General features: G+C 65.1%; 13 protein-coding genes. 6 read left to right on the forward strand and 7 right to left on the reverse strand.

The features are described 5' to 3' along the window. The first annotated feature begins 13 nt into the window (after nucleotides 1-13). The 3 genes from CFB45_RS32875 to CFB45_RS32885 all read left to right on the forward strand — a co-directional run bounded on the left by CFB45_RS32875 (nucleotide 14) and on the right by CFB45_RS32885 (nucleotide 2,161). Nucleotides 14-592, forward strand: a complete 579-nt coding sequence (locus CFB45_RS32875; protein WP_089429317.1) for a hypothetical protein — start codon at nucleotides 14-16, stop codon at nucleotides 590-592. 50 nt (nucleotides 593-642) lie between these two features. Then, the gene (locus CFB45_RS32880) at nucleotides 643-1,239 is read left to right on the forward strand and encodes a helix-turn-helix domain-containing protein (protein WP_089429318.1); all 597 of its coding nucleotides are present in this window, start codon (nucleotides 643-645) and stop codon (nucleotides 1,237-1,239) included. Between the two features lie 346 nt (nucleotides 1,240-1,585). Then, nucleotides 1,586-2,161 (forward strand): YbhB/YbcL family Raf kinase inhibitor-like protein, encoded by a 576-nt coding sequence (locus CFB45_RS32885; RefSeq protein WP_089429319.1) that lies wholly within the window; start codon nucleotides 1,586-1,588, stop codon nucleotides 2,159-2,161. A gap of 117 nt (nucleotides 2,162-2,278) precedes the next feature. On the opposite strand, the gene CFB45_RS32890 is transcribed toward CFB45_RS32885, so the two are convergent. Next, the gene (locus CFB45_RS32890; RefSeq protein WP_144025252.1) at nucleotides 2,279-3,223 is read right to left on the reverse strand and encodes a hypothetical protein; all 945 of its coding nucleotides are present in this window, start codon (nucleotides 3,221-3,223) and stop codon (nucleotides 2,279-2,281) included. 91 nt (nucleotides 3,224-3,314) lie between these two features. On the opposite strand from CFB45_RS32890, the gene CFB45_RS32895 reads away from it, so the two are divergent. The 3 genes from CFB45_RS32895 (at nucleotide 3,315) to CFB45_RS32905 (ending at nucleotide 5,459) form a co-directional block, all read left to right on the forward strand. After that, a complete protein-coding gene (locus CFB45_RS32895; protein WP_144025253.1) occupies nucleotides 3,315-3,686 on the forward strand; it encodes a hypothetical protein in 372 nt (123 codons plus the stop codon). An 86-nt stretch (nucleotides 3,687-3,772) separates the two neighbouring features. Next, on the forward strand, nucleotides 3,773-4,633 hold the full coding sequence (locus CFB45_RS32900) for a hypothetical protein (protein ID WP_089430085.1): 861 nt from the start codon (nucleotides 3,773-3,775) through the stop codon (nucleotides 4,631-4,633). A 223-nt stretch (nucleotides 4,634-4,856) separates the two neighbouring features. After that, entirely contained in the window at nucleotides 4,857-5,459 is a 603-nt protein-coding gene (locus tag CFB45_RS32905; RefSeq protein ID WP_089429322.1) for a TetR/AcrR family transcriptional regulator, read from the forward strand. A gap of 140 nt (nucleotides 5,460-5,599) precedes the next feature. Here CFB45_RS32905 and CFB45_RS32910 read toward each other — a convergent pair whose 3' ends face one another. The 6 genes from CFB45_RS32910 to CFB45_RS32935 form a co-directional block, all read right to left on the reverse strand. Continuing rightward, on the reverse strand, nucleotides 5,600-7,615 hold the full coding sequence (locus tag CFB45_RS32910) for a glycoside hydrolase family 3 protein (protein ID WP_089429323.1): 2,016 nt from the start codon (nucleotides 7,613-7,615) through the stop codon (nucleotides 5,600-5,602). Nucleotides 7,616-7,747: 132 nt separating this feature from the next. Further along, nucleotides 7,748-8,677, reverse strand: a complete 930-nt coding sequence (locus CFB45_RS32915) for a LysR substrate-binding domain-containing protein (protein ID WP_089429324.1) — start codon at nucleotides 8,675-8,677, stop codon at nucleotides 7,748-7,750. 49 nt (nucleotides 8,678-8,726) lie between these two features. After that, nucleotides 8,727-9,452: an amino acid ABC transporter ATP-binding protein gene (locus CFB45_RS32920; protein WP_089429325.1), complete on the reverse strand. Its 726-nt coding sequence runs from the start codon at nucleotides 9,450-9,452 to the stop codon at nucleotides 8,727-8,729. A gap of 40 nt (nucleotides 9,453-9,492) precedes the next feature. After that, nucleotides 9,493-10,149, reverse strand: a complete 657-nt coding sequence (locus CFB45_RS32925; protein ID WP_089429326.1) for an amino acid ABC transporter permease — start codon at nucleotides 10,147-10,149, stop codon at nucleotides 9,493-9,495. After that, entirely contained in the window at nucleotides 10,146-10,910 is a 765-nt protein-coding gene (locus CFB45_RS32930) for an amino acid ABC transporter permease (protein WP_089429327.1), read from the reverse strand. Before CFB45_RS32930 ends, CFB45_RS32925 begins: the two co-directional genes overlap by 4 nt. Nucleotides 10,911-10,953: 43 nt before the next feature. After that, the gene (locus CFB45_RS32935; RefSeq protein WP_089429328.1) at nucleotides 10,954-11,778 is read right to left on the reverse strand and encodes a transporter substrate-binding domain-containing protein; all 825 of its coding nucleotides are present in this window, start codon (nucleotides 11,776-11,778) and stop codon (nucleotides 10,954-10,956) included. Between the last annotated feature and the right edge of the window lie 15 nt (nucleotides 11,779-11,793).

The following is an 11,793-nucleotide window of genomic DNA, read 5'->3' on the forward strand; positions in this document are numbered from 1 at the left end:
CGCGAAACGAGACATGGAGGACGGGATCGATAACCGCAACGGAAATGCAAAGGCGCAGTTCGACGAAGCGGACCGGCGGCTCGGGGTGGCCGAGGCGCGCATCCGGTCGCTGTTCGCCAACCCGCTCGCGAACGAGGCCGTCAGGCAATCCGCGCTGGAAGACTATCGCGAGGCGCGTCTGCTCTGGCTGAGCGCCGATGCCGTCCTGCGCAGTACATCGGTCATCGACAAACCGCCGCGGCAGGTGGGCCGGCGCATCGTGATTCTTCGCGGCAACGCGCATGTCGGGGAATCGGTTGCGCTGTTGTTGCGGCTGCGCGGATTCAGCACCACCGTGGTGCCGGCGCACCGTGCCGAAGAAGCGATTGCGCACGGCCCGGCCTCGGCGGTCGTCGTCGACGTCGAGCGTGACCCCGACGACGCTTGCATGTTGGCCGTCAACACCGTCAATTCGCATCCGCGCACGCGGATCGTCGCCATGGTTCCGCCGACGCTGGAGCGTTACGCGTGGCGCGGGTTCGATGCCGTTCTCGTGAAACCGGTGTCGATCGACGTGATCGCGCACGCCATCATGGGCGATAGCGGGGCCTAGTAACGGAGGCGGTGCGTCCGCCGGCAACCTGGCATGCATCGGGGGGACGCTTGAGCCGTACCTTTCTTTACATCAACAGCTCGACCGAGAGCCCGTTCCCCGAGCAGGAACTGATTGCGTTCGACAAGGCCGGCCACACGGTCGTGCTCAACCGCGTCGCCATCGACCGTGTCCCGCCGTATGTCGCCGCCGCCGAGCGGCCGGAGCTGGCGGGCATCCTGAGGCGCGCCGTCCCTGGCGATTCGCTGGTGGTACTGGAGATTGCCGCGCTTGGCTGCAGCGCGCGCGATGCGCTGTCGACCCTGATGCAATGCCGCAGCAAAAAGATCGTCGTCCAATGCGTCGAAGTCGGCAACGTCGATCTCGCGGGCCGCCCCGAACCGCAGGCGATCAAGATGCTCCGGGCGGTGATCCGGCTGGAGACCGCGGCCCGGAGCCAGCGCGGCAAAGCGGGCGTGCAATTCGCACAAGACCGCGGGCGGCACGTCGGCCGGCCCACCTCGCTTGCGCGGCACGATCGAGAACGCGTGATGCGCGCACTCGACAAGGGGCTGTCGGTCAGTGAAGTCGCGCGCAGGTTCGGGACGTCCCGTCAGACCATCATGCGGATCCGGGCATCGTTTGCGCTCGCCGCCGAAGAGGGTTGATCGATTTCGCGTAGTGTCGCGTGAAGCGAGCATTCAGAAATCCTGAATGGCCGTGTGCTCGACATCATCCGGGAGCGCGATGAGAGAAGGTCCGGCATACGGTCGCGGATTGTTCTGTTTCACGCAACATGCTTATGTTGTCTGCCGACCTACTGCCGAATTCACGATGAACCTAGGATGTGTCGCGCAGGCTGTCGCACAGGCAATCGGGTGAGCACGTCCTTGGTGCGACTCGTGTTTGAAGCGCGAGCCTGGAATCCGCGTCGACGATCGTTGCATGCACGGCATATCGCGTGTCAATCCGGTCGTGCGAAACATCACATCGAACTTCTCTCAGGATCCCGCCATGAGACTGGGTATTTTTCTGCGATCGAGTATCTGCTCCACGGTACTTTTCGCAGCCGTGCCCGCAGTTGCGTTTGCTGATCCGCTGACTGTCACGGTTGACGATCTCGATCATGACGGTCAGTTCACGAATGCTCAGGTGTACAACGGATTTGGATGCCGTGGCGACAATGTCTCGCCTCGCATCGCGTGGGCACACGTTCCGCCTGGCACCAGAAGCATCGTCGTCACGCTGTACGATCCGGATGCCCCGACCGGGGGGCTCGGCTGGACGCATTGGGTAGTCGTCAACATCCCGCCTTCGGAAACGTCGATTCGGAAAGGGGCATCGGGCGATGTGCGGCTCATGCCGGTGGGCGCGCTCGAGACACTGACGGATTTTGGCGAATCCAGGTACGGTGGGCCATGCCCGCCGCAAGGCGAGTCTCATCGATATGTCGTGACGGTATCCGCGTTGTCCATTCCGCGTGTCGACGTGAAACCGACGTCGAGTCCGGCGGTCGTTGCCTATCAGATGCATGGAAACATCCTTGGACAGGCGCGATATATCGCGACTTACCACCGAGCATCGAATTGACCGTGAGCGGCGGTTCGCACGCGGCCCGAAACTCGCTGCTTCAGCCGCCTTTGCGGCGCCAGGCAGGCGCCGGCATGCACGGCTCGTGCGAATGCCCTGACGCCCGCGCACGCCTGCTCACGCGTCGGCGCCCTTGCACTTCATGCTCGCGATACGTTGGTCCGGCCGGGTGCGGTAGAACACGAAGTTCGTCGCCCCCGGGCCCTGATTGCCGCCCTCTTCATCGACGTAGGTTTCCGCAAACACCGGCACGGCGGCGTTGGCGATGGTGACCCGGAAGAACACGTTGCTTTGTGTGTTGGGCGCGGTGGTGCCGTAGTCGAGCGCGCATCGGCCGGCGATGCGCTTGACCGTGGCGCGGCGGCCGAGCTGGCGCAGCAGGATGTCCTGCGTGTCGTCGCTCGGGTAGAACTTGCGCAGCGCGATCGACAGGACGGTGGTCGCGTTGCCGTTGAGGACGACGCCGACGTGGCCTTCGTTGTCCGTTTTGACGCCGGCGTCCTCGCCGACCTTGCCGTCCGGCACATCCACGTCGCCGAAGCCGGTGAGCAGCGTGCTGCCGCTACGGGTATGCGTGGCCTCGGGGGAATGGCCGTCCGGATTGCCGAGCGGCTTCGCGTCGCTCCAGTGCACGCCGGGCAGGTTGTCGAACGCCGGCCAGGTTGCCGGCTTCGCCGCGCCGAATACGCCCAGCAGCGTTTGCAGCGGCGATGCAGGGGTCGTTTCCGGCACATGGACGGCCGGCAACGACACCGCGGATGCGGGGTCCGCCGTCGGGTTGGCGGGCGGCATGGCGCGCTTGCACGCGCTTAGGCCGATCAGCAGGACGCCGGCGGATAGCGCACACCACTTCAAGGTACGGCGCACACGTGTTTGCCTGTCGCCGGCATTACGGTCGTGTATTAACCGCCGAATAGCCCTTTTATGAAACGTGTTCATTTCCCAAATATTAGGATCGGAAAATATATCGAGAAGTAGAAACACGGCGATCGTTGTGCGTGCGCCGATTGCCTCGGCTTTACTGATCGCAATTCTAGTCAAAGTAGATCGACTAGTATACATTCATCATATCGTTCTTCTCGCGTCGTCAGGCTGTGGGCCGGATGCGAAGCGATGCAGGGGCGCCGAGTGTGGCTTGGGCAGGAATTTCACGATGACACGGACAGCCAGTATCGATGAGATCGCCCGTAGCCTGAACGGGTTGGAGCCACCCTGGCTGCCCGCCTGTGACATGCGGGCCTATGCAGCAAAGGTGGATTCGGAATGCGGATATAGCTCGGAAATGATGGTCGCCCTCGAGATCAATACGCGAATGTTCGAGGAAGTCGTTGCGTACGTGCATTTGTGCGGCGCGTTCGCATCGCTGCATCCATCGACTGCGCGGCAGTACGAATGCGTGCGCAACGACTCGGCCGAAATCGACGATGTGCTCGCACACCATGCGACCGGCGCATGTCCTACGTACACGGGGTTGCTGGCGTCGTTCGTCGATCGGGGCATCGTCGTGCGACGTGCGCCAGGTTGAGATTCCGCCCCAGTAACGGCTTCATGCCGCTTTCCTTTCGACTGCGACGCATCGCATTCGCAGTCGCGATCAGGACCCAGCTCAAGATGACCACGCCTTCCGGACGCCCTGCCGTGCAGACAAGAACCATCAAGAAGGCCACTGTTTTGTTCGCCTGGGTCAACCGGGCGACCGCCGACCGGTCGCGTCGATGCGCGTCGGCTGTTGGCGCGACGGCCGGGCTATGGCTCGTCGCCAGCGTGTTGTCGGGGTGTGCGCCGCTATCGGCGTCCGCGCCGTCCGATCCTCAACAACAGGCTGTCGCAGAGCAGCGGAATGCGAATGCGTTGTATAGCCAGAAGGTATTGGCATACAAGCCGATGTTCGAGAATCCTGGCGGCTACGGTCGAGCGCAGATACTGGATGCGTACGAGGCAGTCCTCCAGCAGTACTCCGCCGCTGCGATCGTGTATGCCCGCATCATCTATCCCGACGCTCGACAGACGCTTCCACCTTCGCTGCAGCCATTGCCGGCCCCGTCGGGGCCGGTCACGCTGGCGGTCGTCAATCGCGACTACGAACATGTGCTCGGCATGAGCGCTACGTTGTGGGAGATGGATATGGCGGCGAACTTTGGCCGGCCGTCGAAATTGCCGATACCGAAATACAACGGTCCGGTGCTGATCATGCCGCCTTTGCCGCCGTTTCCACCGCTGCAGGATGTTCGCGATCCGAAGTTCGCGCGGCTCGTGACGATGACGAAGAAAGTGGACGACGCGCAGAAGGCGGATCTGGCACGAGAGCACGCCGCGATCGAGCAACAGTATGCGGAGCAGGCTGCGTGGCGGGCTCGACACCCCATGGGGCAGTATGACCACATCGATCCGAGGACCGGACTGCCGTATGCGCCCCCGCCACAGGAGACGCAGCGCTGGTGCATGATGGGCGGCGGCCGGGTGCCTTGCTGAAACCGCTGCGCGCAACGGTCATTGCGGCATCCGTTTTCGACGGGGGCCGTCTGCTTCAAAACCCGTACTTGTGTCGGCCTGCGTGACGCTGTTCGCTGGCGGCGTATCGGTTGCGCGTCCTGGTCAACCGGTATCCGGCAGCGGGCACACATGCCCGACAGGCTGAAAGGAGCGGTGCGGGCGGCGGTGCTAAGATGCCGCCCTGTAGTCAGGAGATGCATGAATGCGCGCGAGCAAACGCCAGCAGGTGGTCGACAAGGCAGGTGAGCTGTTTTCCCTGCATGGCTTTCATCCGGTCGGCATCGACCGGATCATCGCCGAAGCGGACGTTGCCCGCATGACGCTCTACCATCACTTCGCCGGCAAGGACGATCTGATCAAGGCCGTGCTGGAACAGCGCTACACCTTCATCATGGAGAGCATCGCCGCGAAGCTCGACCCCATGCCGCACGCCTCTGCGCGCCTGAAGGGGATTTTCGACTGGTACGGCACCTGGTTCAGCAGCCCGGCGTTCGCGGGCTGCCTGTTCGAGCGTGCGCTGGCCGAGTTCGGCGCGACCTGCCCCAAGGTGACCGACGTGGCGGTGCGCTATCGGGACGACTTGCTGGCCCTCATGGAGCAACTGCTCGCCGAGATCGTTCCGCGTCGCCGGGCACGTCAGCTGGCAGGCGTGTACGTGATGTTACTGAGCGGGGCGACCGCGGATGCGCGTGCGATCGGGGATTCGCAGGCTGCCGCAAGGGCCTGGCAGGCGGCGGAGATGTTGCTGAACGAGTCCAGGGTCGCAGCGGAAAGCACGCGTAAAGCCCGTAGCCGTCGTGCTTGATCGTTGCTGAACCCGGTCTTTCGCCTCGGTGCAACGTCGGCCGTCGCGCACGCTCGCGTCGCCGCCAGCGAGCGGCAACGCGAGAATCGGCGGCCCTGGCCGACGCCGGCCCTGATCACCAAGCCGGCGTCGACAACGCATCAATACGAGAGGCCGTATCCGAACGGATACAACGGATGCGCGGTATCGTGCGGCACGTCTTCCCGCTGCGCCTCGACCTCCGCCATCGACGACGGCAGCTCGAACGGCAGCTTCCCTTGCGGTTGACCTTTGCCGGTCAGCACGTCGAACAGCGCGGCATCGGTCACGCCGAAATTGGCGAGGATCGCGGTGGCCTTGTCCTGCACGTTGGTCAGGATCGCCGGGCGATCCATGTACACCGAGACGATCGACTTCGGTGCGAGCGCGGCCTGCTTGATGGCTTCGTAGTCCGCACTGCCGTCGACGAACGCGAGGCTGCCTTCATGCTGCATCGAGCCGAACATGTAGTTCGGGTGCAGCGTCTGGTACGGCGTGCTCACGCGGAGAATCGCAACGTCCGCCGCTTGCGGCGTAGCGACGACCTGATAGCCATATTGCCGTGCGACGGCGGGATCGATGCCGTACAGCCAGACTTTCTTGCCGGACGCCGCCATCGGCAGCAGCTTGCCGTTGTTCTGCAGCAGCACCATCGAGCGGCGCTGCGCATCGAGTGCCTGGGCCTGGAAGTCGGCATTTCCGACGATCTTGCCGGCCGCGTCCGCATCGACATACGGATGGTCGAACAGGCCCTGCTGGAATTTCTGCAGCAGGACGCGATAGGCCGACTCCGACAAGCGGTCTTCCGACAACTGCCCGCGGTTGACGGCGTCGATGAGGTCGCTCGGATCGTCGTCGCCGCCGAACTGGTCGATGCCGGCGTTGACCGCACGCGTGAAACGCTGCACGCGGGTCGCGCCCTCCATCCCCCAGGGCATGCCCAGCCCGACGAACGACGGGGACCCTGACGACACGCCGTTGATGCAGTTCGCGTCGCAGTCGTCGGCGATCAGCCAGTCGGACAGGATCACGCCCTTGAAGCCGTATTTCCCGCGCAGCAGGTCGGTCAGCAACGCCTTGTCGTAAGCGCCGCCGACGGGCTCCAGCGTGATGCCGTCGACCGTCACCGTCATGTCCGGTTCGGAATAGGTCGGCATGACCGAGCCGACGTTGGCGGCGAACGCGCCTTCGAACGGCTTCAGGTGATAGGCGAAATTGTTGCCCGGATAGGTCGCATAGCGGCCGTAGTAGTTGTGGCTGTCGAAGCCGAGTTTCTGCGCGCCGTATCCGGCCCAGTGCTTGACGACGGCGATGACGCTCTTGGCCTGGATGCCGTCGCTGCCGCCCTGGAAGCCTTCGATATAGGCCTGGACCTGCGCGCGGGCGAGATCGGCGTCTTCGCCGAAGGTGCCGTTGATGCGGGCCCAGCGCGGCTCGGTCGCGAGATCGGCCTGTGGCGAAAGCGCTTCGGTGATGCCGACGGCGCGATACTCCTGGCGCGCGATATCACCGAAGTTTCGCGTGAGTGCCGCGTCGCCGATCGCGGCGAAGCCGAGCGTTTCCGGCCACTGCGAGAAACCGCTGCTGCCTGCGCTTGCGCCGAGCGTGTACTGGAAATGATTGCGCGGGTCGGAGCTGATCGTCACCGGGATGCCGAGCCGGGACTGCTCGGCCAGCGTCTGGATCTGGTTGGCCTGGACGGCCATGGTGTGCGCATCGGCACTCATGCGCGTGATGTAGGTGTTGACGCCCCGCTGATTGATGAGCGTCTTGAGCGCGGCCAGGTCGTAAGCGGAGCCGGTGCCCGCACCGGTCGTGTCGTTCAGCACCGGCGCGGTGCCGTGCATCATCAGGCCGGCTTTCTCGGCCAGCGTGAGGCGGCCGACCAGATCGCGTGCCCGCACTTCTGCGCTCAGCCGCCAGTCTTCGTAGGGTTCGAGCTGGCCGCTCTTGTCCATGTCCTTGAACTTGAGGCCGTCCTTGGTGATCAGGTTCAGCGTCGTGTAGCCGAAGTCCTGCTGCGTGACCGGCGGGGAAGAGGAGTCGACGCCGCCGCAGGCAAACAGCCCCAGGGTGAGCGCGGTGCCCGACGCGGCCCATGCCGATCGGTGAATGGCTGATCTCGTGATGCGTTGCATGCTTGTCTCCTGAATCGGATTTTTTTGGCGCGGCCGTGATGCATGACGCATGGCCGCCGGCCACTTTACCGAGCTGTTTCAGGGGACGTTTTGCCGCCGGGTGCAGTTTTTGCCCCGCTGGGGCGCGATGTGTCAGGCGATGTGGGGCGTCGAGGTTTCAGGGCCGGCAGGCGCGCCACCCGACGACGCGCCCTTGCGCTCGTCCGCGATCCAGCCGCCGAACAGCTGGATCTTCTGCTGCTGTTCGGCACCGTCCGGATACACGAAGTAGTAGCCCATCCCCGTCGGCAACGAGATGTCGAACGGCATCACCAGCCGGTGCGCCGCCACGCTTTCGTCCGCGAGCGTCCGGTCGCCGATCGCGACGCCGTAGCCGTCGATCGCCGCGTGCGTCGCGAGATCCAGCGTTTCGAAGCTCAAGCCGCGCGTCGAGTCGACGTGCGGCGCGCCCGCATGGTCGAGCCACCGCTTCCAGTCCCGATGATCGCGGGTCGGATGCAGCAACGTGTGACCGGCCAGGTCGTCGAGACTCGCGAGCGGCTGCCGTGCCGGCAGGCTCGGGGCGCAGACCGGCGTGAGCCGTTCGTCGAACAACGGGATCGCATGCATGTCCGGGCCGGCGCCGGCCGCGTAGATCACCGCCGCGTCGAACGGCTCCATGCGGAAGTCGACCTGATGATCCCAGGTGGTCGTGATCTGCACCTGCAGTTCGGGATGCTCGGCCTGGAACCGCATGATGCGCGGCAGCATCCACTGCATCATGCAGGTCGGCACCTTCAGTGCAAGTTCGGTTCGCCTGCGCGACAGGCGCATCGACACCTCCTCGATGCGCGCGAAGCTTTCGCGCACGGTCGGCAACAGGAGTTCGCCTTCGGCCGTCAGCGTCAGCCCCTTGGGCGTGCGCTTGAACAGCGCGAACTGATAGAAGCTCTCGAGCGCGAGGATTTGCCGGCTCACGGCCCCCTGGGTCAGGCACAGGTGCTCGGCGGCGCGCGTGAAGCTGCCGTGACGGGCAACGATGTCGAAGACCTGCAGCGCGTTGAGGGAGGGGAGTCGTTTCATCGGGAGAGTCGGGGTGGAACGGGCGCGCGACGGCGCGCCACGGTATCGCTCAGTGCAGGATCTTCGCGAGGAAGTCCTTCGCGCGCTCCGATTTCGGATTCGAGAAGAAATCGTCCTTGCGGTCATCCTCGACGATCGCGCCCTGGTCCATGAAAATCACGCGATGGGCGACCTTCTTCGCGAAGCCCATCTCGTGCGTGACGACCATCATCGTCATCCCTTCCTGCGCGAGCTCGACCATCACGTCGAGTACTTCGTTGATCATCTCGGGGTCGAGCGCGGACGTCGGCTCGTCGAACAGCATCGCGACCGGGTCCATCGACAGCGCGCGCGCGATCGCGACACGCTGCTGCTGGCCGCCCGACAGCTGGCCCGGGAACTTGTGCGCATGCGCCTTCAGGCCGACGCGCTCGAGCAGCTTCAGGCCCTTCTCGTTCGCCTCGTCCTTGCCGCGGCCGAGCACCTTGATCTGCGCGAGCGTCAGGTTCTCGGTGATCGACAGGTGCGGGAACAGCTCGAAATGCTGGAACACCATCCCGACCTTCGAGCGCAGCTTCGACAGGTTCGTCTTCCTGTCGCCGACCGACTGGCCGTTCACGAGGATCCCGCCCTGCTGGAACGGCTCGAGGCCGTTCACGGTCTTGATCAGCGTGGATTTGCCCGAGCCCGACGGGCCGCACACGACGACCACTTCGCCTTTCCTGACCTCGGTCGTGCAGTCGGTGAGAACCTGAAACGGGCCGTACCACTTCGAAACGTTGCTGATGGAAATCATGGAAGTTCCTGGATCGTAATGAAGCGCGCGCGGCGCCGGTTCAGCGTGCCTTCGCGACGCGATAGCGACCTTCGAGCACGCGGGCGTACCACGTCAGCGGGAAGCACATCGCGAAGTAGAGCAGCGCGACCATCGCGTAGATCGGAAACGGCTTGAATACCGCGTTGGTGATGATGTTGCCCGTCTTGGTCAGTTCGGTCAGCCCGATGATCGACGTCAGCGCGGTGCTCTTGACGGCCTGCACGAGGAAGCCGACGGTCGGCGGCAGCGCGATCTTCCACGCCTGCGGCCACACCACGTAGCGCAGTTGCTGGGTCCACGTCATGCCGAGGCTGGCCGCCGCGTGCCACTGGCCGCGCGGTACCGCGTCGACGCAGCCGCGCCAGATGTCGGTCAGATACGCGCTGGCGTTCAGCGTCAGCACGACCGACGCGGCCACCCACGGCGTCACGTCGATGCCGACGAGCGGCAGCCCGAAGAAGCCGAGGAACAGCTGCATCAGCAACGGCGTGCCCTGGAAAACCTCGACGTACAGGACCACGAAACGACGCAGCGCGGCCGACGCCGAGACGCGCATCGCCAGCAGCGCGAACCCGGCGACGCTGCCGCCGACGAACGTGATCAGCGACAGCAGCAGGGTCCAGCGCGCGGCGAGCAGCAGGTTCCACGCGATGTCCTGGAAGGTGAATTCGATCATCGTGCACGCTCCGTCGACAGGCGGGTTTCAGGGGAACGGGCCCGCCATGCGAGGCGGGCAAAGCAGCCGCGTCGCGACGCGGCCGTCGCGCCGCGCTGCATGCGGCCCGAAAACAGGCGCCGGCCGATACGATTGAGCAGCATGCGCAGCGCGATCGACAGCAACAGGTAGATCGCGGTCACGACGATGTAGATCTCGAACGCACGGAAATTGCGCGACTGGATGAAGTTCGCCGCATAGGTCAGGTCGGGCACCGAGATCTGCGAGACGACCGCGGAGCCGAGCATCACGATCAGCACCTGCCCGAGCAGCGCGGGGTACACGTTCGCGAGCGCCTGCGGCAGCACGACGTGACCGAACACTTGCCGGCCGTGCAGCCCGAGCGCGCGCGCCGCCTGCACCTGCCCGTGCGGCACCGATTCGATGCCGGCGCGCAGGATCTCGACCGCGTACGCGCCCAGGTTGACCGTCATCGCCAGCACGGCCGCCTGCGCTTCGTCGATGTGCACGCCGATCCCGGGCAGCCCGAAGAAGATGAAGAACAGCTGGACCAGGAACGGCGTATTGCGGATCAGCTCGACGTAGGCCGCGACGAGCGTGCGTGCCCAGCGCGGGCCGGCGAGCGCGACCCACGCGCCGGTGGTGCCGATCAGGCCGCCCAGCACGGTGGCAGCCGCGGTGAGGCCGAGCGTCACGCCGATCCCGCGCGCGAGCATGCCGGCGTAGAGGCCGAAGTCGCTGAAGTCGAACACGTAGGTCATCGCGATGCCTTTCGTCGTGAATGCGTGGCGGGGGCGGCGCGCATCACAGGTCGGCCGGCAGTGCCGCGTGCAGCCACTTCTGCGACAACGCATTCAACGTGCCGCTCTTGCGGGCGCCGGCGATCGCGTCGTTGACCTTCTGCATCAGGCGCGGCTCGTTCTTGTTCAGGCCGACGTGGTCGGGCGAGCTGAACAGCGAGAACTTCTGCTCCGGATCGATCGACGGATGGCGCGCGATGATCGTCGCGCCGACGTCGTTGCCGACCACGAGCAGTTGCGCCTGCCCCGACAGGAACGCCGCGATCGCGCCGTTCGGGTCGTCGAAGCGCTTGATCGTCGCGCTCGGCGGCGCGACCTTGCTCACGCTGAGATCCTCGAGCGTGCCGCGCGCGACCGCGACCGATTTGCCGGCGAGATCGGCGTTGCCCTTCACGGCCAGCGATTTCGGGCCGAACACCGCGAGGTAGTACGGGGCATACGCGTTCGAGAAGTCGATCACTTTCGCGCGTTCCGGCGTCTGCCCGACCGACAGCAGCATGTCGGTCTTGCGGTCGGCGAGATAGGCCATCCGGTTGTCGCCGGTGACCTGCACGAGTTCGACTTTCGCATTGAGTGCGCGGCCGATCAGGTTCGCCATGTCGATGTCGTAGCCTTGCGGCTTCATGTCCGGGCCGATCGAGCCGAACGGCGGGTAGTCCTCGAACACGCCGATACGCACGACGCCCGATTTCGCGATCGTGTCGAGCGCGTCGGCATGCGCGAGCGGCGCGAACGCGGCAAGGGCCGCGGTGCCGGCGCAGGCGCAGAGGAGGACGGTACGGGCGAGCAGGCGCTGCACGTGACGGGTGGCTTGGGACGTTGCGTTCATGGTGAGATCCTCGTG

It is taken from the genome of Burkholderia sp. HI2500 (assembly GCF_002223055.1).
GTDB lineage: Bacteria > Pseudomonadota > Gammaproteobacteria > Burkholderiales > Burkholderiaceae > Burkholderia.

Coding starts and splice junctions, on each gene's coding strand:
- CFB45_RS32875 (WP_089429317.1), top strand. CDS start 14: ATGGAGGACGGGATCGATAACCGCAACGGAAATGCAAAGGCGCAGTTC.
- CFB45_RS32885 (WP_089429319.1), top strand. CDS start 1,586: ATGAGACTGGGTATTTTTCTGCGATCGAGTATCTGCTCCACGGTACTT.
- CFB45_RS32890 (WP_144025252.1), bottom strand. CDS start 3,223: ATGTATACTAGTCGATCTACTTTGACTAGAATTGCGATCAGTAAAGCC.
- CFB45_RS32895 (WP_144025253.1), top strand. CDS start 3,315: ATGACACGGACAGCCAGTATCGATGAGATCGCCCGTAGCCTGAACGGG.
- CFB45_RS32900 (WP_089430085.1), top strand. CDS start 3,773: ATGACCACGCCTTCCGGACGCCCTGCCGTGCAGACAAGAACCATCAAG.
- CFB45_RS32905 (WP_089429322.1), top strand. CDS start 4,857: ATGCGCGCGAGCAAACGCCAGCAGGTGGTCGACAAGGCAGGTGAGCTG.
- CFB45_RS32910 (WP_089429323.1), bottom strand. CDS start 7,615: ATGCAACGCATCACGAGATCAGCCATTCACCGATCGGCATGGGCCGCG.
- CFB45_RS32915 (WP_089429324.1), bottom strand. CDS start 8,677: ATGAAACGACTCCCCTCCCTCAACGCGCTGCAGGTCTTCGACATCGTT.
- CFB45_RS32920 (WP_089429325.1), bottom strand. CDS start 9,452: ATGATTTCCATCAGCAACGTTTCGAAGTGGTACGGCCCGTTTCAGGTT.
- CFB45_RS32925 (WP_089429326.1), bottom strand. CDS start 10,149: ATGATCGAATTCACCTTCCAGGACATCGCGTGGAACCTGCTGCTCGCC.
- CFB45_RS32930 (WP_089429327.1), bottom strand. CDS start 10,910: ATGACCTACGTGTTCGACTTCAGCGACTTCGGCCTCTACGCCGGCATG.
- CFB45_RS32935 (WP_089429328.1), bottom strand. CDS start 11,778: ATGAACGCAACGTCCCAAGCCACCCGTCACGTGCAGCGCCTGCTCGCC.